Source organism: Pseudomonas sp. P97.38, assembly GCF_001269745.1.
Taxonomy (GTDB): domain Bacteria; phylum Pseudomonadota; class Gammaproteobacteria; order Pseudomonadales; family Pseudomonadaceae; genus Aquipseudomonas; species Aquipseudomonas chlororaphis_E.
This window is the reverse complement of record NZ_LHVJ01000014.1, coordinates 223696-243561: the sequence shown is the minus strand read 5'-3', so window position 1 is coordinate 243561 and position 19866 is coordinate 223696. Positions and strand designations below refer to the sequence as shown.

17 protein-coding genes are annotated in these 19866 nt (G+C 60.9%); 4 read left to right on the top strand and 13 right to left on the bottom strand.

Going from position 1 to position 19866, the window contains the following annotated elements; genetic code table 11:
• Positions 1–194 precede the first annotated feature (194 nt).
• Together fabA and fabB are read left to right on the top strand one after the other, a co-directional pair.
• On the top strand, positions 195–710 hold the full coding sequence (gene fabA / locus AD664_RS09450; protein ID WP_003204400.1) for a 3-hydroxyacyl-[acyl-carrier-protein] dehydratase FabA: 516 nt from the start codon (positions 195–197) through the stop codon (positions 708–710).
• Between the two features lie 11 nt (positions 711–721).
• Positions 722–1942, top strand: a complete 1221-nt coding sequence (gene fabB / locus AD664_RS09445; protein ID WP_053146094.1) for a beta-ketoacyl-ACP synthase I — start codon at positions 722–724, stop codon at positions 1940–1942.
• Between the two features lie 223 nt (positions 1943–2165).
• Here fabB and AD664_RS09440 read toward each other — a convergent pair whose 3' ends face one another.
• Together AD664_RS09440 and AD664_RS09435 are read right to left on the bottom strand one after the other, a co-directional pair.
• Positions 2166–2630: a DUF3859 domain-containing protein gene (locus tag AD664_RS09440; RefSeq protein WP_042732938.1), complete on the bottom strand. Its 465-nt coding sequence runs from the start codon at positions 2628–2630 to the stop codon at positions 2166–2168.
• A gap of 76 nt (positions 2631–2706) precedes the next feature.
• Positions 2707–3699 (bottom strand): amidohydrolase family protein, encoded by a 993-nt coding sequence (locus AD664_RS09435; protein ID WP_172679714.1) that lies wholly within the window; start codon positions 3697–3699, stop codon positions 2707–2709.
• Between the two features lie 142 nt (positions 3700–3841).
• Between AD664_RS09435 and AD664_RS09430 the strand changes: the two genes are divergently transcribed.
• Complete coding sequence (locus AD664_RS09430) at positions 3842–4702, top strand: pirin family protein (RefSeq protein WP_053146090.1); 861 nt, start codon at positions 3842–3844, stop codon at positions 4700–4702.
• 134 nt (positions 4703–4836) lie between these two features.
• Here the strand turns inward: AD664_RS09430 and AD664_RS09425 are convergent, their stop codons facing one another.
• From AD664_RS09425 to AD664_RS09410, 4 genes are all read right to left on the bottom strand, one after another.
• A complete protein-coding gene (locus AD664_RS09425; protein ID WP_042732021.1) occupies positions 4837–5565 on the bottom strand; it encodes a dienelactone hydrolase family protein in 729 nt (242 codons plus the stop codon).
• 69 nt (positions 5566–5634) lie between these two features.
• Positions 5635–7539: a molecular chaperone HtpG gene (gene htpG / locus AD664_RS09420; RefSeq protein WP_053146324.1), complete on the bottom strand. Its 1905-nt coding sequence runs from the start codon at positions 7537–7539 to the stop codon at positions 5635–5637.
• A gap of 87 nt (positions 7540–7626) precedes the next feature.
• Positions 7627–8088, bottom strand: a complete 462-nt coding sequence (locus AD664_RS09415) for a PaaI family thioesterase (RefSeq protein WP_053146088.1) — start codon at positions 8086–8088, stop codon at positions 7627–7629.
• Positions 8085–8561 carry a PaaI family thioesterase gene (locus AD664_RS09410; RefSeq protein ID WP_042732019.1) on the bottom strand — a complete coding sequence of 159 codons (477 nt, stop codon included), beginning with the start codon at positions 8559–8561 and terminating at the stop codon, positions 8085–8087. Before AD664_RS09410 ends, AD664_RS09415 begins: the two co-directional genes overlap by 4 nt.
• 157 nt (positions 8562–8718) lie before the next feature.
• Here AD664_RS09410 and AD664_RS09405 point away from each other — a divergent pair, with 157 nt between their 5' ends.
• A complete protein-coding gene (locus AD664_RS09405) occupies positions 8719–8970 on the top strand; it encodes a hypothetical protein (RefSeq protein ID WP_041024944.1) in 252 nt (83 codons plus the stop codon).
• A 73-nt stretch (positions 8971–9043) separates the two neighbouring features.
• On the opposite strand, the gene AD664_RS09400 is transcribed toward AD664_RS09405, so the two are convergent.
• The 7 genes from AD664_RS09400 to AD664_RS09370 all read right to left on the bottom strand — a co-directional run bounded on the left by AD664_RS09400 (position 9044) and on the right by AD664_RS09370 (position 19658).
• The gene (locus AD664_RS09400) at positions 9044–9781 is read right to left on the bottom strand and encodes a DUF599 domain-containing protein (protein WP_053146086.1); all 738 of its coding nucleotides are present in this window, start codon (positions 9779–9781) and stop codon (positions 9044–9046) included.
• A 276-nt stretch (positions 9782–10057) separates the two neighbouring features.
• Positions 10058–11371, bottom strand: coding sequence for a branched-chain amino acid transport system II carrier protein (brnQ, locus tag AD664_RS09395; protein WP_053146084.1), 1314 nt, complete (start codon positions 11369–11371; stop codon positions 10058–10060).
• A gap of 391 nt (positions 11372–11762) precedes the next feature.
• A complete protein-coding gene (gene sucD / locus AD664_RS09390) occupies positions 11763–12647 on the bottom strand; it encodes a succinate--CoA ligase subunit alpha (protein ID WP_003179236.1) in 885 nt (294 codons plus the stop codon).
• Positions 12647–13813, bottom strand: a complete 1167-nt coding sequence (gene sucC / locus AD664_RS09385) for an ADP-forming succinate--CoA ligase subunit beta (RefSeq protein ID WP_003179235.1) — start codon at positions 13811–13813, stop codon at positions 12647–12649. The genes sucD and sucC overlap by 1 nt, the downstream gene beginning before the upstream one ends.
• A 197-nt stretch (positions 13814–14010) precedes the next feature.
• A complete protein-coding gene (lpdA, locus tag AD664_RS09380; protein WP_053146083.1) occupies positions 14011–15447 on the bottom strand; it encodes a dihydrolipoyl dehydrogenase in 1437 nt (478 codons plus the stop codon).
• A gap of 110 nt (positions 15448–15557) precedes the next feature.
• Positions 15558–16784, bottom strand: a complete 1227-nt coding sequence (odhB, locus tag AD664_RS09375) for a 2-oxoglutarate dehydrogenase complex dihydrolipoyllysine-residue succinyltransferase (protein ID WP_042731939.1) — start codon at positions 16782–16784, stop codon at positions 15558–15560.
• Between the two features lie 42 nt (positions 16785–16826).
• Positions 16827–19658, bottom strand: coding sequence for a 2-oxoglutarate dehydrogenase E1 component (locus tag AD664_RS09370; RefSeq protein WP_042731940.1), 2832 nt, complete (start codon positions 19656–19658; stop codon positions 16827–16829).
• Positions 19659–19866: the final 208 nt, after the last annotated feature.

Below are 19866 nucleotides of genomic sequence, written 5' to 3'. Positions count from 1 at the left end.
TAGGCACCCGAACATGCCTCGATTGGGGCTTGATTAAAAATTTCAGTGCACAGGTGTACATTCATTTCCCGTGTGCTGTGACTTTCACTACAACGCAATAGTCTATGAGTAGGCTGTCGATTCGAGGCATGACCGCTTCGATCGACCGGGAAGATTTGCCCCACCCTGCCGCAGGGGACTATTGAGGAGCTCGCATGACCAAACAAAACGCCTTTACCCGGGAAGATCTGCTGCGCTGCAGTCGCGGTGAGCTGTTCGGCCCAGGTAACGCGCAACTGCCCGCCCCGAACATGCTGATGGTGGATCGCATCACCCATATCAGCGAAGAGGGTGGCAAGTACGGCAAAGGTGAATTGGTCGCCGAGCTGGATATCACTCCGGACCTGTGGTTCTTCGCCTGCCATTTCGAAGGCGATCCGGTGATGCCGGGCTGCCTCGGCCTTGATGCCATGTGGCAACTGGTCGGTTTCTTCCTCGGCTGGCAGGGTCTGCCGGGCCGTGGTCGCGCCCTGGGTTCGGGCGAAGTGAAGTTCTTTGGTCAGGTCCTGCCGACCGCGAAGAAAATCACCTATAACATTCATATCAAACGCGTCCTCAAGGGCAAGCTGAACATGGCCATTGCCGATGGTTCGGTGGCCGTGGACGGGCGCGAGATCTACACCGCCGAAGGCCTCCGGGTTGGCGTTTTCACCTCCACTGACAACTTCTAAGGGTTATCCGCATGCGCCGCGTCGTTATCACTGGTCTGGGCATCGTTTCGTGCCTGGGCAATGACAAAGAGACCGTCACCGCTAACCTGCGTGCAAGTCGCCCTGGCATCCGGTTCAACCCGGAATACGCCGAAATGGGTCTGCGTAGCCAGGTTTCCGGCTCCATTGACCTCAATCTCGAAGAACTGATCGATCGCAAGATCTACCGTTTCGTCGGCCACGCGGCGGCCTACGCCTACCTGGCCATGAAGGACGCCATCGCTGACTCCGGGCTGACCGACGAGCAGGTTTCCAACGTGCGTACCGGCCTGATCGCCGGCTCCGGCGGTGCATCGACCCTGAACCAGATGGAAGCGCTGGACATCCTGCGCGAAAAAGGCGTCAAGCGCGTGGGCCCGTACCGCGTCACCCGCACCATGGGCAGCACCGTTTCGGCATGCCTGGCCACCCCGTTCAAGATCAAGGGCCTGAACTACTCGATCTCCTCCGCCTGCGCCACCAGTGCCCACTGCATCGGCACCGCCATGGAGCAGATCCAGATGGGCAAGCAGGACATCGTGTTCGCCGGCGGCGGTGAAGAAGAGCATTGGAGCCAGTCGTTCCTGTTCGACGCCATGGGCGCGCTGTCCAGCAAGCGTAACGACACCCCGGAAAAAGCTTCCCGTGCCTATGATGCCGACCGTGACGGTTTCGTCATCGCCGGCGGTGGCGGCATGGTCGTGGTCGAAGAGCTGGAACATGCCCTGGCCCGTGGCGCGAAGATCTACGCGGAAATCGTCGGCTACGGCGCCACGTCCGACGGCTATGACATGGTCGCGCCAAGCGGTGAAGGTGCCGTGCGTTGCATGCAGATGGCCATGTCCACCGTCGATGCACCGATCGACTACCTGAACACCCACGGCACCTCGACCCCGGTCGGCGACGTCGCGGAAATGAAAGGCGTGCGCGAAGTGTTCGGCGACAAGGCGCCGGCCATCAGCTCCACCAAGAGCCTGTCGGGTCACTCCCTGGGTGCCGCCGGCGTTCACGAAGCGATCTACTGCCTGCTGATGATGGAAGGCAACTTCATGGCCGGTTCGGCCAACATCGACGAGTTGGATCCGGAAGTGGCCGACCTGCCGATCCTGACCAAGACGCGCGAAGACGCCACCATCAATACTGTGATGAGCAACAGCTTCGGCTTCGGCGGCACCAACGCCACCCTGGTCCTCAAGCGCTGGCAGGGCAAATAAGCCCCACCGCTACGTCACACAAAAAAACGCCCCGACTGGTTCGGGGCGTTTTTTTTGTGCCGGCTGAACGCAGCACAGTCCCGCTGTGGGAAGGGTGCATTCACAGCGACTCCCTGTGGGAGCGGGCTTGCTCGCGAAGGCGGTGCATCAGCTACAGACAGGCTGGCTGACACTCCGCCTTCGCGAGCAAGCCCGCTCCCACACTCCAATAGATGAATGGGTATCAGCGCACCACGAACCGCTGCTGGGTCAACAAGCGATCCCCCTGGAACACCATGAATCGCCACTCCCCCGGCACCACCTCATGGCTTTCGGTGAACTCATAGGCCATGACATCCTGTGGCGCACCAGGCACCAGCTTCTGCACGACTTCGAATTTGTCGTGACGCACGCCATCAGGGGTGCGGATCCCCGGGGTGAAGTACAGGAGCGTCAATGGCTGGTCATCCGCGACCTTGCCCGCCAACTGGTAACGCATGCCGAACTTGGTGCCCAGCTTGGCCGGTACGCTCTCGGTCTGGCGGATCTGCTCGTTGCTGCGACGCAGGACCCGCTCCCCCGATTGCAGCTCGGCCTTGGGCCCTTCGAACACGCCGTATTCCACCGGGCCTTCGACACGGACTTCGGCCTGCGCCAGGCCGCAGGTCAACAACAGCGCGACCAGTGCGCTTGAACGGGTGAGGTGCATAGTGCGCTCCTTGATTGAGATGAGCGCGAGGGTATGACGCCGTGGTGACAGACTGATGACAAAAGGCTTTACATGCTTATTGGAGGACGGAACGCGGCAACACCGCCAGGAAATTGTCCCGCGCCACCTTCCTGGCCACGTCTTCCGGCAAGGCATCCAGGAACGGGTCGAAACTGCGCAGCTCCTTGCCTACCTTGTTGAAACGGCCCACCACGTCCGACCCCACCATGAACCGCTCTGGAAAACGCTCTACCAGCTCCACCCAGGCCTGACGGGGCTTGCCTGCCTCGTCCAGCAGATACGGCGTGAGCAGGCTCCAGGACAGGTCGATGTACAGGTTCGGGTAGGATTCCAGCAGACGGGTCAGGGTCGGCAGCAGAAAATCCAACTGCTTCTGGTGTCGATGGATTTCCTTGCTGGTGCCGGCGTGGGCCCAGATGAAGCGCGTGTGCGGGTGATTGCGCAGCGGCTCTTCGATTTCGGCCAGGTAAAGCGGATTTTTCTCACGCTTGGAGGTGATGTTCGAATGCAGCATCACCGGCAGGTCGTTCTCGGCCGCCAGATGATAGATCCGTGTCATGGCCTCGTTGTTGGCGCGCGGCGTGTCGCCCGAGGTCAATGCCGTAAGGTCGTCATGGCGGGTGAACACTTCGCCGATGCCCTGCCACAGCCCCGGGTACAGGTCGAGCATGCGTTGGATGTGGGCGTCGGAATTCTTGTCGTTGGGGTTGAAGCCCGACAGGAACGGATGGAAATGCGGGCGTTGCTCGGCGGTCAGCTTGCTCACCGCCGCGGCCACGATCACATCGGTGGCGCTGTACCAGTAGGCGTCCGCATCGTCACCGGCGTAGTAGCGCGGGCGCTTGGGCTCGTCTTCGTGCCATTTCTTGGCCACCGGAATGCCGGAGATCATCACATGTTCGATGCGATTGTCGGCCATCGCCTGGAGCAGCTTGGGCATCCCGGCGGTTTCCTGGAAAAAATCGACATAGTGCAGGTGCGCATCGCTGTAGGCGTATTCGCGGGCCAGAACGGCGTTGCTGGACACCGCCAGCAACCCGGCAACCATCAGGCGGGACAAGGACACAGGCAGACTCCAAAGGCCATGAACAGCATAGACCCCTCTCGTCCCGCTCGGGTTCAGCCGCCTGTGCCGTGGAAGGCGACGGCGGGTTATGCTGCGAGCCTCCATTGCTCAACCTGGAAGCCCCATGACCGCCCCCCTGATCGTTCGCCCCCGCGCCGAAGATGTCGAAGGCCAGCCGATCCTGCGTCCGCTGCCGTCCGCCCAATGCCGCAGCGTCGGGCCCTTCGTGTTTTTCGACCACATGCTGCAGACCCACTACCCGGCCGGTACAGGCATGAACATTCGCCAACATCCCCACATCGGCCTGTCCACCCTCACCTACCTGTTCGAGGGCCAGTTACAGCACAAGGACAGCCTCGGCTCCGACCAGATGGTGAACGCCGGGGATGTCAGCTGGATGACCGCCGGCAGCGCCATCGCCCATGTCGAACGCACTCCCGCCCCGTTGCTGGCCAATGGGTTCAGCCTACACGGCTTGCAAGTCTGGCTGGCTTCGCCCAAGGCCCACGAACAGGGCCCCGGGCATTACAGCCATCATCCGGCGCACAGCCTGCCGGTCAGCGACAACCTGGGCGTGCGCATCCGCATGATCGCCGGCTCGGGTTTCTGCCTGGAGTCGCCGGTGCCGGTGCTGTCACCGACGCTGTATGCCGAACTGAACCTGCAAACCGCGACGACCCTGCTGATCCCCACCGAACATGAGGAGCGGGCACTGTATGTGTTGAGCGGTGAGGCGCTGCTGGACGGCGAGCCGCTGGAGCCCCATGCGCTGGTGATCCTGCCGGCCGGGCAAACAATGACCCTGTTCGCCGACAGCGACTGCCATGCCGTGCTGTTCGGCGGCGCGCCGCTGGACGGGCCGCGACGGATGAACTGGAATTTCGTCTCCAGCGACCCGGCCCGCATCGATGAAGCCCGCCGGCGCTGGGGTGCCGGGGACTGGCCGACAGTGCCAGGGGAAAACGAGCGGATCGAGTTGCCCTGAATCCCATGTTGGATGTCAGGCCCCCTTCGCGAGCAAGCCCGCTCCCACATTGGATAGCTCGATCATTGTGGGAGCGAGCTTGCTCGCGAAGGGGCCAGCCTTGACACTAAAAATGTGCCAAGCCGGGCACAACCTCAGCCCTTGAACACTTCGTCCAGCAAGTTATGCATCGACCTGAACGCACGCGCGGCAACCTTGGCGTTGTACATCATCTTGCCCGGGACGTTGGCGTGAGGGTCGGTGAACGAATGCACCGCGCCGCCGTAGCTCAGCAGTTGCCAATCCACACCGGCAGCGGTCATTTCGTCTTCGAAGGCCGGCAGTTGCTCTTTCGGCACCAACGGGTCGGCCGCGCCGTGCATCACCAGGACCGCGCCCTTGATATTGTGCGCATCCGCCGGGTTAGGCGTATCCAATGAGCCATGGAACGAGACGGCGGCCTTGAGCGGTGCACCGCTGCGGGCCAGTTCCAGGGCGCAGCAGCCACCGAAGCAGAAGCCGAACGCAGCCAGCCTGGACGTGTCGACCTGCGCCTCGCCCTGGCTTTGCAGTTGCTCGAACGCCGCTTGCATGCGCTTGCGCAGCAGGGCGCGATCATTCTTGAGGGGCATCATCGCCGCCCCGGCCTCGTCGGCATTGCCCGGGCGCACCGTCTGCCCATACAGGTCGGCAATCAACACCACGTAGCCATTGGCCGCCACCGACCGGGCGATCTCTTCGGCCCCTGCCCCCACGCCCATCCAATTGGGCGCCATCAACAAACCCGGACGCGAACCCTGTTGGCTGACGTCGAAGGCCAGGCGACCTTCATAGGTTTGGCCTTCGATCTGATAGACCAGCGGACGAACCGTTACCTGACTCATGATCCACTCCTTTTTAAATGGAACACCAGAAATGAAAAAACCCGCCGAAGCGGGTTTTTCCTGCACTGCTTAAGCTGACAACTCAACCAACAGCTTGTTCAGGCGGCGCACATAGGCCGCCGGGTCCTTCAGGCTGTCGCCCGCCGCCAGGGCGGCCTGGTCGAACAGGATGTGGGAAAGGTCGCCGAAGCGCTCTTCGCTCTGTTCGTTGTCGAGCTTCTCCACCAGCGGGTGGGCCGGGTTGAATTCGAAGATCGGCTTGGAGTCCGGGACTTTCTGGCCGCTGGCTTCGAGGATCTGGCGCATCTGCAGGCCGAGGTCCTGCTCGCCGATGGCCAGGATCGCCGGGGAGTCGGTCAGGCGGTGCGAGACTCGCACTTCGCTGACGGCATCGCCCAGGGCGGTCTTGATCCGCTCGACCAGGCCTTCCTTGCTCTTGGCGACTTCCTCGGCGGCTTTCTTGTCTTCTTCCGAATCCAGGTTGCCGAGGTCCAGGTCGCCCCGCGCCACGTCCACGAAGCTCTTGCCGTCGAACTCGCTGAGGTAGCTCATCAGCCACTCGTCGATGCGGTCGGTCAGCAGCAGCACTTCGATGCCTTTCTTGCGGAAGACTTCCAGGTGCGGGCTGTTCTTGACCTGTGCATAAGTCTCGCCGGTCAGGTAGTAGATCTTGTCCTGGCCTTCCTTGGCGCGAGCCAGGTAATCGGCCAGGCCCACGATCTGCTCGCCGTCGTCACCCTGGGTCGAGGCAAAGCGCAGCAGGCCGGCGATCTTTTCCTTGTTGGCGAAGTCCTCGGCCGGGCCTTCCTTCATCACCTGGCCGAAGTTCTTCCAGAAGCTCTTGTACTGCTCGGGCTCGTTCTTCGCCAGCTTCTCCAGCATGTCCAGGACACGCTTGGTCAGCGCCGACTTCATCGAGTCGATGATCGGGTCTTTCTGCAGGATTTCCCGCGAGACGTTCAGCGAGAGGTCGTTGGAATCCACCACACCCTTGATGAAACGCAGGTACAGCGGCAGGAACGATTCGGCCTGGTCCATCACGAACACACGCTGCACGTACAGCTTCAGGCCGCGTGGCGCTTCGCGCTGGTACAGGTCGAACGGCGCGCGGGCCGGCACGTACAGCAGCGAGTTGTATTCCAACTTGCCTTCGACCTTGTTATGGCTCCAGCTCAGCGGGTTTTCGTAGTCATGGGCGATGTGCTTGTAGAACTCCTGGTATTCCTCATCCTTCACCTCGGTGCGTGGACGGGTCCACAGGGCACTGGCGCGGTTGACGGTTTCCCACTCCACTTCAGGCTTCTCTTCGCCCTCGGCGGCGGTGACTTCCTTCGGCAGCTCGATGGGCAGCGCGATATGGTCGGAGTACTTCTTGATGATGTTGCGCAGGCGCCAGCCATCGGCGAACTCGTCTTCGCCGGACTTGAGGTGCAGCACGATGCGGGTGCCGCGATCGGCCTTGTCGACGGTGGCGACTTCAAACTCGCCCTCGCCCTTGGACGACCAGTGCACACCTTCGCTCGCGGCGAGGCCGGCACGGCGGCTGAACACTTCCACGTGATCGGCAACGATGAACGCCGAGTAGAAACCGACGCCGAACTGGCCGATCAGGTGGGAATCCTTCTTCTGGTCGCCCGACAGGTTCTTCATGAAGTCGGCGGTGCCGGACTTGGCGATGGTGCCCAGGTGCGTGATCACCTCTTCGCGGCTCATGCCGATGCCGTTGTCTTCGAGGGTGACGGTCTTGGCGTCCTTGTCGAAGCTCACACGGATTTTCAGTTCGGCGCCACCTTCAAGCAGTTCAGGCTTGGACAGGGCTTCGAAACGTAACTTGTCGACGGCGTCAGAGGCGTTCGAGATCAGCTCGCGAAGGAAAATTTCCTTATTCGAATACAGCGAGTGAATCATCAGGTGCAGCAGTTGCTTCACCTCGGTCTGGAAGCCCAGGGTTTCCTTTTGAGTTTCCACGCTCATGGTCATCAAACTCCAAGTGGATGGTGGTGTCCGCCTCGCTGAGATAGGCGGCGGGATGTCCACAAGGTGGGGGCAACCCGGATGATTTCAAGGGCGATCGGCTTTCCCGGGCTCCTGGATCTTGAAATGCGCCCGAGCGGTGGCGATCGGTTCGGCCTCGACGTCCTGCCAGGCCGTGATCGCGACGTTGGCAACCCGGCGTCCCTGGCGCCAGACCTGGCACCGGGCGTACGTGTCGCGAAACTGGCCGGCGCGCAGGTAATCCAGGGAAAAATCGATGATCTTCGGCACGCTCGGCACACCGGTGGCGATCAGCAGATGAACGGCTGCCGCCAGCTCCATGAAGCCGGCGATGACCCCACCATGGATCGCCGGGAGTAAAGGGTTACCAATGTTGTCCTGGTTGGCCGGCAGGCGAAACAGCAATCCCTCGCCCTCGCGCGAGCATTCGACGCCAATCAGTTGCGCGTAAGGGATCGAGGCCAGCAGCAGCGCGTAGTCGCCCTGCTCGCAGGCCTGGCGCAGGTGTTCGCGGGTGATCTCGCTCATGGCGTGCCCACCGCGACGGACGGGCTGCGCGGGGGGATGCCCCTGGCATGCTGGCCCAGGCGCATGAACGTGCCCACCACATGGGCGATAGGTTGCTCGGGATCGTCCTGGTAGGCGATTCCACGGGTGAAGATCACATCCGGCGTCACCCGATAGCATTGGGCAAAACCGTAGACGTCCTTGTGGGGTTCGGCGGCGTGCATATAGTCGATGCGCAGGTCCAGGGTCGGGCAGACCTCGAATTGCGGGAGCACGCACAGGGTCGACATGCCGCACGCGGTGTCCATCAGAGACGTCAATGCGCCACCGTGGATGATGCCGGTCAGGGGATTTCCGACGATTCGGGGGCTGAACGGCAGGATCACCGTTAAACCTTCAGGGCTGGCACTGTGCAGTTTCAAACCCAATACCTGGCAATGCCGCAGCGCCGACAGAAAACGTGTCGCACGCTCAAAAACGGGGTCTTCGGCCATGTGATCAATGCTCGGATAAGTGACGAAAGCTGATATCAGCCGTGACCGATAAAGTTCCATTGCACGGCAACGTTATATATCTGTGACAACGCTGGAACTTAATCTCCGGGGCTGTGCTCAAAAGGCCAGTAGTTATTTCCATAAGGAGAAACACCCCATGCGTAAGACTTTAGCTATTGCCTTGATGTTGGCCGCCTCCCTGGGTCTCGCTGCCTGCGATAAAAAATCCGAGGACAAAGCTCAAGATGCCAACCAACACGCTGAGCAAGCTCAGCAAGACATGAACAAAGCACAGGATAAAGTGAACGACGCCGCGAAAGAAAACGCCGAAGCTGCCAAAGATCAGGCCGAAGCGAACAAAGCCGCCGCGCAGGAACAAGCCCCCGCGACAGCGCCTAAAACCAACTGATCCGGTTTTAGCGGCAAAAGAAAACCCGCCTGGTGCGGGTTTTTCTTTGCCTGCCATTCAGTGAGCGAAGCCGTTATGCCGCGTCCTTGAAGACTTCCGGCGCCGGGACTTCCGTCGGTGTATAGACCATGACGTCCAGTACATCGGAGTGAAACTCACGCTGATACAGCACAAACACCACGCCCGCACTCATCAACATGAATAACCAGGGGCTGACGAACCAGGCCAACATGGTCATGCCGAAATAATAAGAGCGCAGGCCGAAGTTGAACTGGTTGGCGGCCATCGAAATAACCCGCGCAGCCCGAAGGGCGAAGGCCTTACGCTCCTGCTCCGACACATGACGCTCGCCGATCATCGGCGCCGACCCTACCAAAACCGCCGCGAAGTTGTATTGGCGCATGCACCAGCTGAACGTGAAGAACGCATACACGAACACCAGCGCCAGGCACAGTAACTTGACTTCCGCCATGCCCTGGGACGCCTGCTGCACCATCGGCAGGTCCGCCAGCAACGACACCGCTCGGTCAGACGCCCCCAGGACGGTCAGGATGCCGGCGAGGATGATCAACGTGCTGGAGGCGAAGAAGGACGCATTGCGCTCCAGATTGCCAATCACGCTGGCATCGGCGATGCGGTTCTCGCGCAGCAGCATGCGGCGCATCCAGTCCTCGCGGTACAAGTGCATCACGCTGGCCAGGCACGCCGTGTCGCGGGCCTTCCAGGTGGCATAGCGGGTGTAGCCGGCCCAGCAGATGATGAACCAGGCGGCGGCAAGCAGATGGATCAGGTTGGCTTGGATGAATGACATTCGATTTCCTGTGTGTCCAAAAACATGACGTCTAAAGCCAGACGTGTCTTGAAATGCCGACCTTGTGGGAGCGAGCTTGCTCGCGATTGCGGTCCAGCAGACACATGGATGTTGGCTGATCGGGCGCTATCGCGAGCAAGCTCGCTCCCACAGGGTTGTGTACAAGCCTTTCGAGACACTGCTTCGACGTTAGCCCACGAAAAAAGACACCGCACACAAAAAAAATGCCCCGTATCGATTGATACGGGGCATTTCGTCATTGGCGCAAAAGCCGGGTCAGGCCAGCGCTTCGCTGCGCTTGCCCAGCAGCCGGTCGCAGACCACGGCCACCGCCAGGGTCATCACCGACGGCACCAGCCAGGCCAGGCCCTGGTCGCTCAGCGGCAGGTGGGCCATTTGGGCCGGCATCCAGTCCGCCAGCCCTGCGCCCTTGAGGGCGTCGACCAGGCCGAACAGGAACGACACCATCATTACCGGGCCGACGATGCGGCCCTGGGCGTGCCAGAAGTCCTTGCAGAAGCTCAGCGCCACCAAGGCGATGCACGGCGGGTAGATCGCCGTGAGGACCGGGATCGAGAATGCGATCAGCTTGGTCAGGCCCAGGTTGGACACCAGCAGCGAAAACGCCGCCAGGATCACCACCAGGGTCTTGTAGGACAGTGGCAGGACGCGGCTGAAATACTCGGCGCAAGCGCAGGTCAGGCCAACCGCCGTCACCAGGCATGCCAGGGAAATCAGCACCGCGAGGAAACCGCTGCCCAGGCTGCCGAATGTATGTTGCACGTAGGCATGCAGCACCGCCGCACCGTTGGTCGCCCCCGCCGCCACTTCATGGCTGCCGGAACCCAGGCGGAACAGGCTGACGTAGACCAGCGCCAGGCCCACCCCGGCGATCAACCCGGCAATGATGGCATAGCGGGTGATCAGGGCCGGGGACTCGACGCCCCGGGAACGGATCGCGTTGACGATGACGATGCCGAACACCAGCGCACCCAGGGTATCCATGGTCAGGTAGCCATTGATGAAACCTTGGGAAAACGGCGCCGCGACGTACTCGGGAGTCGCCACGCCGATGTCGCCCGCCGGCAAGGCGAACGCGGCGATGCCCAGCACGGCCAGGGCAATGATCTTCAGCGGCGCGAGAAAGCGCCCGACGGTGTCCAGCAGGCGGCCCGGGTAGAGCGAGATGAAGAACACCAGCAGAAAATACACGGCACTGTAGAGGAACAACGCCAATGGGCTTTCGCCGGTCAGCGGCGCCAGGCCGACTTCGAACGAAACGGTGGCGGTACGCGGCGTGGCGAACAGCGGACCGACGGCCAGGTAGCACACCGCTGCCAGCAAGCCTCCGGCGATCTTGCCGATGGGGCTGCTCAAGGCATCCATCGCGCCACCGACCTTGGCCAGGGCAACGACGGTGATGACCGGCAAGCCGACTGCCGTGATCAGAAAGCCCAGCGCCGCCATCCAGACATGAGGCCCGGACTGCAAACCGACGATAGGTGGGAAGATGATGTTGCCAGCCCCGACGAACAGGGCAAATGTCATGAAACCAAGCGCCAGGATGTCCTGGCCTTTCAACACTTTCATTTAAGGAAACCACACTGCTGAATCGGAATTTAGAGAGGGATTTCCCTTAGGGGTAGAGGGAAATGCTGCCGATCCGCATCAGACCGACCCGTTTAGCGCGTCGCTGCCTTGTGGGCCGCGAGCGCAAAAATGGCTGCTAGCCTAACGAATTTGCCCGACAAACGCACTGTTACGGGGCGAAGTATCCGATACACGACATTTTTGTGTCGCGTTTACGTATCTATTTTTCGACTCGCGCCGCAGTCTTCAGGACCCAGCGCCCCCGTGGCGAGGGAGCTTGCTCCCGCGCCACGGGGGCCCGCCGCCACAGCACATGATTCTCAAAGGCCGAAAACGACAAAGGCCACCCGAAGGTGGCCTTTGTTGCTGGAACGAATCAGTCAGCCGAAGCTTACTTCTTCATTTCCCAGCCAGTCAGCTCGGCCAGGGCCTTGCCGATGTCTGCCAGCGAACGCACGGTTTTCACGCCTGCGTCTTGCAGTGCAGCGAATTTCTCGTCTGCAGTGCCTTTGCCGCCAGAGATGATTGCGCCAGCATGGCCCATGCGCTTGCCCGGAGGAGCAGTCACACCAGCGATGTAGGAAACAACCGGCTTGGTCACGTTTGCCTTGATGTAGGCAGCCGCTTCTTCTTCGGCCGAACCGCCGATCTCACCGATCATGACGATCGCTTCGGTCTTCGGGTCTTCCTGGAACAGCTTCAGGATGTCGATGAAGTTCGAGCCTGGGATCGGGTCACCGCCGATGCCGACGCAAGTCGACTGACCGAAACCGGCGTCAGTGGTCTGCTTGACCGCTTCGTAGGTCAGGGTGCCGGAGCGGGAAACGATACCGACCTTGCCTGGCAAGTGAATGTGACCTGGCATGATGCCGATCTTGCATTCGCCTGGAGTGATCACGCCTGGGCAGTTAGGGCCGATCAGGGTGATACCCAGCTCGTCGCACTTGACCTTGGCTTCCAGCATGTCGATGGTCGGGATGCCTTCGGTGATGCAAACGATCAGCTTGATGCCGCCGAACGCTGCTTCAAGGATGGAGTCCTTGCAGAAAGGTGCTGGAACGTAGATCACGCTGGCGGTGGCGCCAGTCGCGGCTACAGCGTCTTTCACGGTGTTGAACACTGGCAGGCCCAGGTGCTCGGTGCCGCCTTTGCCTGGCGTTACGCCGCCAACCATCTTGGTGCCGTATTCGATGGCTTGCTGGGTGTGGAAACTACCTTGCGAACCGGTAATACCCTGGCAGATAACCTTGGTGTCTTTATTGATCAGGACGCTCATTATTTGCCCTCCGCAGCTTTGACAACTTGTTGAGCAGCGTCGGTCAGGCTGGTAGCAGCGATGATGTTCAAACCGCTTTCTGCCAGTACTTTAGCGCCCAGCTCAGCGTTGTTGCCTTCGAGGCGAACAACAACCGGGATTTTCACGCCCACTTCTTTCACGGCGCCGATGATGCCTTCGGCAATCATGTCGCAACGAACGATGCCACCGAAGATGTTGACCAGTACCGCGGCCACATTGGTGTCGGACAGGATGATCTTGAACGCTTCGGTCACGCGTTCCTTGGTAGCACCACCGCCTACGTCGAGGAAGTTGGCTGGCTTGCCGCCATGCAGGTTGACGATGTCCATGGTACCCATGGCCAGGCCGGCACCGTTGACCATGCAGCCGATGTTACCTTCCAGGGCCACGTAGTTCAGTTCGAACTTGGCAGCGTGCGCTTCGCGCGGATCGTCCTGGGACGGATCGTGGAAAGTCTTCAGCTTAGGCTGACGGTACATGGCGTTGGCGTCGATGTTGATCTTGGCATCGAGGCAATGCAGGTCGCCGTCAGCCTTGATCACCAGCGGGTTCACTTCCAGCAGCGCCAGGTCGTGGTCCTGGAACAGCTTGGCCAGGCCAACGAAAATCTTGGCGAACTGAGTGACTTGCTTGCCTTCCAGGCCCAGCTGGAAAGCCAGCTCGCGACCCTGGAATGGCTGTGCGCCAACCAGTGGATCGATGGTGGCCTTGAGGATTTTCTCAGGGGTGTCGTGCGCGATCTTCTCGATGTCCACGCCACCTTCGGTGGAAGCCATGAACACGATGCGACGGCTCGAACGGTCAACGACAGCGCCCAGGTACAGCTCTTTAGCGATATCAGTGCACGACTCGACCAGGATCTTGGTGACTGGCTGACCGTTGGCGTCAGTCTGGTAAGTCACCAGACGCTTGCCCAGCCATTGCTGTGCGAAGGCTTTGGCGTCTTCTTTGCTGCGAACCAGCTTGACGCCGCCCGCTTTACCGCGACCACCGGCGTGAACCTGGGCTTTGACAACCCATTCGCTGCCGCCGATTTTGTCGCAAGCTTCTGCTGCCGCTTCCGGGGTGTCTACCGCGTAGCCTGTGGATACTGGCAGGCCGTACTCAGCGAACAGCTGCTTACCCTGATACTCGTGAAGATTCATGCTTATTACCGTCTTCGTTAGGTACTGCGCATTCGGTGCTGCACCATTTTTAGTGCCGCACCACCTGTGACTGCTGCTCGCGTAGCCTTCCGGTGAACCGGCAGAGCTACGCAAGACTGCGTCCAGCGGACATTCCGCGGTGAGTCTTGCTCGCAAGGCTCACGACGGGCCGTACCGCCGTGGTTTCTTATTGTTTATTAACGCTTTTTGCGGTTGGCCACGTGGATGGCGCCGCCATTCACGGCCAGGGCCGCTTCGTGCAAGGCTTCGGACAGGGTCGGATGGGAGAAGACCATCATGCCCAGGTCTTCAGCGCTGGTGCCGAATTCCATACCGATCGCGCCTTGCTGTACCAGCTCGGCAGCGCTTGGGCCAATGACGTGAACGCCCAATACGCGGTCCGTCTTGGCATCGGCGATGACTTTCACGAAACCGCCGGTATCGTTGGCAGCCATGGCACGGCCACTGGCGGCGAACGGGAAGGTGCCGACGTTAACCTCGACGCCTTCGGCTTTCAAGGCCTGTTCGGTTTTACCGACCCATGCGATTTCCGGGTGGGTGTAGATAACCGACGGGATCAGGTCGTAGTTCATCTGGGCCTTGTGGCCCTTGATGCGCTCGACGACCATGATGCCTTCTTCGGAGGCCTTGTGCGCCAGCATCATGCCGCGGACCACGTCACCGATGGCGTAGACGCCCGGTACGGTAGTGGCGCAGAAATCGTCAACCTGGATGAAACCACGCTCATCGATTTCAACGCCGCTATCGGCAGCCAGCAGGTCGGTGGTCACCGGACGACGGCCGACCGCAACGATCAGTTTGTCGAAAGTGATGGTCTGTTCGCCATTGGCGTCGGTGTAGTTGACCACGACTTCTTCGCCGTTGACTTTCGAACCGGTCACGCGAGCGCCCAGCTTGATGTCCAGGCCCTGTTTGGTCAGGGTCTTCAGCGCTTCCTTGGAGACTGCGGTGTCGGCAGCCATCAGGAAGGTGTCGAGGGCTTCGAGCACGGTCACCTGGGCACCCAGGCGCGACCATACCGAACCCAGCTCCAGGCCGATGACGCCAGCGCCGATCACGCCCAGGCGCTTTGGCACGGCCTGGAATTCCAGGGCGCCGGTGGAGTCGACGATCACGTTCTGGTCGACAGGGGCTGGCGGGATGTCGATCGGGCGCGAGCCCGGTGCCAGGATGACGTTCTCGGCTTCGATGACTTCAACCGAACCGTCTGGCTTGGTCACTTCGACCTTCTTGCCCAGCAGCAGCTTGCCGTGGCCCTGGATCGAGGTTACGCCGTTGGCCTTGAACAGGGTGGCAACACCGCTGGTCAGGTTCTTGACGATGCCAGCCTTGCGGCCAACCATCGCGGCGACGTCCATCTTGACTTCGCCGGTGGAGATGCCGTGGACGTTGAAGCTTTCTTTCGCTTCCTTATATTTCCAGGAACTGTCCAGCAGCGCCTTGGAAGGAATGCAGCCGACGTTCAGGCAAGTACCGCCGAGGGCCTGTTTGCCCTCCGCGTCGGTGTATTTCTCGATGCAGGCAGTGCTAAGGCCAAGTTGTGCAGCCTTGATGGCCGCTACATAGCCGCCAGGGCCCGCACCAATCACTACCACGTCGAATTTCTGAGTCATGAGTCATTCCTTTTCGAATCAAACCGGACGGCCGCTTGTGGCGACCGTCGTGGGACGAGACCGATTGTTTCAGCAAGAGGCCGGTCGACAGACCGGCCCTCGCGGCGAGATCAGATGTCCAGCAGCAGACGAGCCGGATCTTCAAGCAGGTTCTTGATGGTTACCAGGAAAGTCACGGCTTCTTTACCGTCGATCAGGCGGTGATCGTAGGACAGCGCCAGGTACATCATCGGACGAATCACAACCTGGCCATTGACCGCCATCGGACGCTGGATGATGTTGTGCATACCCAGGATCGCCGCTTGCGGTGGGTTGACGATCGGGGTCGACATCATCGAACCGAATGTACCACCGTTGGTGATGGTGAACGTACCGCCGGTCATCTCGTCGATGGACAGCTTGCCGTCACGGGCCTTCTTGCCGAAGGTGGCGATGCCGCCTTCGATTTCGGCCAGGCTCATCAGCTCGGCGTTACGCAGCACCGGAACCACCAGGCCACGGTCGCTGGAGACCGCAACACCGATGTCGGCATAGCCGTGGTAGACGATGTCGGAACCGTCGATCGACGCGTTGACGGCCGGGAAGCGTTTCAGCGCTTCGGTGGCTGCCTTGACGAAGAACGACATGAAGCCCAGGCGCACGCCGTTGTGGGACTTCTCGAACAGGTCCTTGTACTTCGAACGCAGGGCCATGACTTCGGTCATGTCGACTTCGTTGAAGGTGGTCAGCATGGCCATGTTCGACTGGGCTTCGACCAGGCGCTTGGCCACGGTGGCGCGAACGCGGGTCATCGGTACACGCTTCTCGGTGCGGTCGCCGGCGGCGAACACAGGCGCAGCGGCGGCCGGAGCGGCAGCCTTGGCCGGAGCAGCAGCCGCTGGAGCGGCTTTCTTCGCGGCAACGGCAGCCACGACGTCTTCCTTGGTCACGCGACCACCTTTGCCGGTGCCGGCAACGGAAGCGATGTTGATGCCGTTTTCTTCAGCGATCTTGCGGGCAGCCGGCGCAGCGACTGGATCGTCTTCGCCGTCGGCAGCCGGAGCAGCAGCCTGGGCGGCGGCCGGCGCGGCAGCAGCGGCCGGAGCGGCGGCGGCAGCGCCACCTTCAACGATCGAGCCCAGCACTTCGTCGGACAGAACGGTGTCGCCTTCGTTCTTGACGATCTCGCCCAGCACGCCGTCGGCGGTCGCCAGGACTTCCAGCACGACCTTGTCGGTCTCGATGTCGACGATCAGTTCGTCACGCTTGATGGCCTCGCCCGGTTTTTTGTGCCAGGTGGCAACGGTGCCATCGGCAACCGATTCCGGGAAAGTGGGGGCTTTGATCTCGATAGCCATTATCTGTGGTTCCTTAAATTCGGTTTCAGGTGCGCGAAGGCATTAAACAGTGAAGGCATCTTGCAGCAGTTTTTCCTGCTGCTCGGCGTGCATCGACGCATAACCACACGCAGGTGCAGCGGAAGCATCACGGCCGGCATATTCCAGGCCCAGGGCCTTGTTATGGTTGCCGATGCTGCGACGCAGGTGATGCTGGCTGCTGTACCACGCGCCCTGGTTCATCGGTTCTTCCTGGCACCACACCACGTGGGTGAGGTTGGTGTAAGGCGCGATGGCCTCCATCAGGTCTTCTTCCGGGAACGGATAGAGCTGCTCGATACGCACGATGGCGATGTCTTCGCGGCCTTCGGCACGACGTTTTTCCAGAAGGTCATAGTAGACCTTGCCGCTGCACAGGATCAGGCGAGTCACCTTGGCCGCGTCCAGCGTGTCGATTTCTGAAATAACGGTCTGGAACGAGCCTTCGGCCAGGTCCTCGAGCGTGGAGATCGCCAGTTTGTGGCGCAACAGCGACTTGGGCGTCAGCACGATCAGAGGCTTGCGCAGCGGACGGATGACCTGGCGACGCAGCAAGTGGTAGATCTGCGCCGGGGTCGTCGGTACGCACACTTGCACGTTGTGCTCGGCGCACAGTTGCAGGTAACGCTCCAGACGTGCCGAGGAGTGCTCCGGCCCCTGCCCTTCATAACCGTGTGGCAACAGCATGGTCAGGCCGCAGAGACGACCCCACTTGTGCTCGCCGCTGGTGATGAACTGGTCGACAACCACCTGGGCACCGTTGGCGAAGTCGCCGAACTGGGCTTCCCAGATCACCAGCGCATTCGGCTCGGTGGTGGAATAACCGTATTCGAACGCCAGGACGGCTTCCTCGGACAGCAGCGAATCGTACAGGTCGAAACGTGGCTGGCCCTTGTACAGGTGTTGCAGCGGAATGTAGGTGCTGGCGTCTTTCTGGTTGTGCAGCGCCGCATGGCGGTGCGAGAAAGTACCGCGGCCTACGTCCTGGCCGGTGATGCGGATCGGGTGACCTTCGAACGCCAGGGTCGCGTACGCCATGGTTTCGGCGTAGCCCCAGTTGATCGGCAGGCCGCCGGCTTGCATCTTCTGACGGTCTTCGTAGATCTTGGCGACCTGGCGCTGGACCACGAAGCCTTCCGGGATTTCCAGCAGCTTGGCGGACAGTTCCTGCAAGGTCTTGAGGTCGAAACGCGTGTCGTGACGAGCGGTCCAGGCGTGGCCCAGGTAAGGACGCCAGTCCACGAACAACTCTTTGTTCGGTTCCTTGACCAGGCTTTTCACCACGTGCAGGCCGTTGTCCAGGGCGTTGCGATATTCATCGACTTTTTCCTGGACGCGCTCGGCGTTCAGCACGCCGGCCTGGGTCAGGCGCTCGGCATACAGTTCACGGGTGGTGCGCTGCTTGGCGATCTGTTGGTACATCAGCGGCTGGGTGCCACTTGGCTCGTCGGCCTCGTTGTGGCCACGACGACGGTAGCAGACCAGGTCGATCACCACGTCGCGCTTGTACTGCATGCGGTAGTCGATGGCCAGCTGGGTCACGAACAGCACGGCTTCCGGATCATCACCATTCACATGGAGGATCGGCGCCTGGATCATTTTCGCGACGTCGGTGGCGTACTCGGTGGAACGCGAGTCCAGCGGGTTGCTGATGGTGAAACCGACCTGGTTGTTGATCACGATGTGCACGGTGCCGCCGGTCTTGAAACCGCGGGTCTGCGACATCTGGAAGGTTTCCATGACCACGCCCTGACCGGCGAATGCCGCGTCACCGTGGATGGAAATCGGCAACACCTTCTCGCCGGTCGGATCGTTGCGACGATCCTGGCGGGCGCGAACCGAACCTTCGACCACCGGGGAAACGATTTCCAGGTGGGACGGGTTGAACGCCATCGCCAGGTGGACTTCGCCACCGGTGGTCATCACGTTGGACGAGAAGCCCTGGTGGTACTTCACGTCACCGGAACCCAGCTCGACCTTCTTCTTGCCTTCGAACTCGTCGAACAGCTCGCGCGGGTTCTTGCCGAAGGTGTTGACCAGTACGTTCAGGCGACCACGGTGGGCCATGCCGATGACGACTTCCTTGGTGCCGTAGGAACCGGAACGCTGGATCAGCTCGTCGAGCATCGGGATCAGGCTTTCACCACCTTCCAGGCCGAAACGCTTGGTACCCGGGTACTTGGTGCCCAGGTATTTCTCCAGGCCTTCACCGGCCGTGACGCGCTCGAGCAGGTGGCTCTTGATGTCGGCGGAGTAGGTCGGACGGCCACGAACGCTTTCCAGACGCTGCTGGAACCACTGGCGCTGCTCGGAGTCGGTGATGTGCGTGAACTCAGCGCCGATGGTGCGGCAATATGTCTGCTGCAACGCTTCGTGAATTTCGCGTAGGCTCGCTTCCTCTTTGCCGATGAACAGGTCGCCGGCACGGAAGGTCGTATCAAGATCGGCATTGGTCAAGCCGTAATGAGTGATCGACAGGTCTGCAGGTGCAGGACGCTGCCACAGCCCCAGCGGGTCCAGCTGGGCTGCCTGGTGGCCGCGCATCCGGTAGGCCTGGATCAGTCGCAGCACTTCGACTTGCTTCTTCTCGTGCTCACTGCTCACGCTACCGGCAGATACCGGTTGGGCGCGGCGCTGGTTCTTCGCCAGCAGCACGAAATGATCGCGAATCGTCGAGTGCGAAACATCAGTGGCAGAGTTACCGTCAGCCGGCAACTTCTGAAAGTAGGTGCGCCATTCTTCTGGCACAGCGTTAGGGTCGTGCAGGTAGAGCTCGTAGAGCTCTTCCACATAGGCAGCGTTACCACCGGAGAGGTGGGCACTGTTCCACATGCGCTGCATCACGCTTTCTTGCATGCTTGGTCACCCTCGATTAGGGGAACACCACCGGCGAAAACACCGAGCAAACTTGCAGAAGTCCGAGTGCAGCGACTAAAACAAGCCACTTAGGATCACGCTGATAGTCCGGGTACCAGCCCGGATGCCCCTGCTTGTCTCATTTCTTCAAAATAAGAACCGCCGCTTTGTGAGCGGCTGTTCTGGTTATGCTACGACGCGGGTTGAA

Excerpts from the sequence above, each read along its gene's own strand:
- AD664_RS09440 (WP_042732938.1), bottom strand. The coding sequence starts at position 2,630 with ATGCACCTCACCCGTTCAAGCGCACTGGTCGCGCTGTTGTTGACCTGC.
- AD664_RS09425 (WP_042732021.1), bottom strand. The coding sequence starts at position 5,565 with ATGAGTCAGGTAACGGTTCGTCCGCTGGTCTATCAGATCGAAGGCCAA.
- AD664_RS09435 (WP_172679714.1), bottom strand. The coding sequence starts at position 3,699 with ATGGTTGCCGGGTTGCTGGCGGTGTCCAGCAACGCCGTTCTGGCCCGC.
- sucC (WP_003179235.1), bottom strand. The coding sequence starts at position 13,813 with ATGAATCTTCACGAGTATCAGGGTAAGCAGCTGTTCGCTGAGTACGGC.
- AD664_RS09410 (WP_042732019.1), bottom strand. The coding sequence starts at position 8,561 with ATGGCCGAAGACCCCGTTTTTGAGCGTGCGACACGTTTTCTGTCGGCG.
- odhB (WP_042731939.1), bottom strand. The coding sequence starts at position 16,784 with ATGGCTATCGAGATCAAAGCCCCCACTTTCCCGGAATCGGTTGCCGAT.
- fabB (WP_053146094.1), top strand. The coding sequence starts at position 722 with ATGCGCCGCGTCGTTATCACTGGTCTGGGCATCGTTTCGTGCCTGGGC.
- AD664_RS09405 (WP_041024944.1), top strand. The coding sequence starts at position 8,719 with ATGCGTAAGACTTTAGCTATTGCCTTGATGTTGGCCGCCTCCCTGGGT.
- brnQ (WP_053146084.1), bottom strand. The coding sequence starts at position 11,371 with ATGAAAGTGTTGAAAGGCCAGGACATCCTGGCGCTTGGTTTCATGACA.
- AD664_RS09370 (WP_042731940.1), bottom strand. The coding sequence starts at position 19,658 with ATGCAAGAAAGCGTGATGCAGCGCATGTGGAACAGTGCCCACCTCTCC.
- AD664_RS09400 (WP_053146086.1), bottom strand. The coding sequence starts at position 9,781 with ATGTCATTCATCCAAGCCAACCTGATCCATCTGCTTGCCGCCGCCTGG.
- sucD (WP_003179236.1), bottom strand. The coding sequence starts at position 12,647 with ATGAGCGTCCTGATCAATAAAGACACCAAGGTTATCTGCCAGGGTATT.
- htpG (WP_053146324.1), bottom strand. The coding sequence starts at position 7,539 with ATGAGCGTGGAAACTCAAAAGGAAACCCTGGGCTTCCAGACCGAGGTG.
- AD664_RS09430 (WP_053146090.1), top strand. The coding sequence starts at position 3,842 with ATGACCGCCCCCCTGATCGTTCGCCCCCGCGCCGAAGATGTCGAAGGC.
- fabA (WP_003204400.1), top strand. The coding sequence starts at position 195 with ATGACCAAACAAAACGCCTTTACCCGGGAAGATCTGCTGCGCTGCAGT.
- AD664_RS09415 (WP_053146088.1), bottom strand. The coding sequence starts at position 8,088 with ATGAGCGAGATCACCCGCGAACACCTGCGCCAGGCCTGCGAGCAGGGC.
- lpdA (WP_053146083.1), bottom strand. The coding sequence starts at position 15,447 with ATGACTCAGAAATTCGACGTGGTAGTGATTGGTGCGGGCCCTGGCGGC.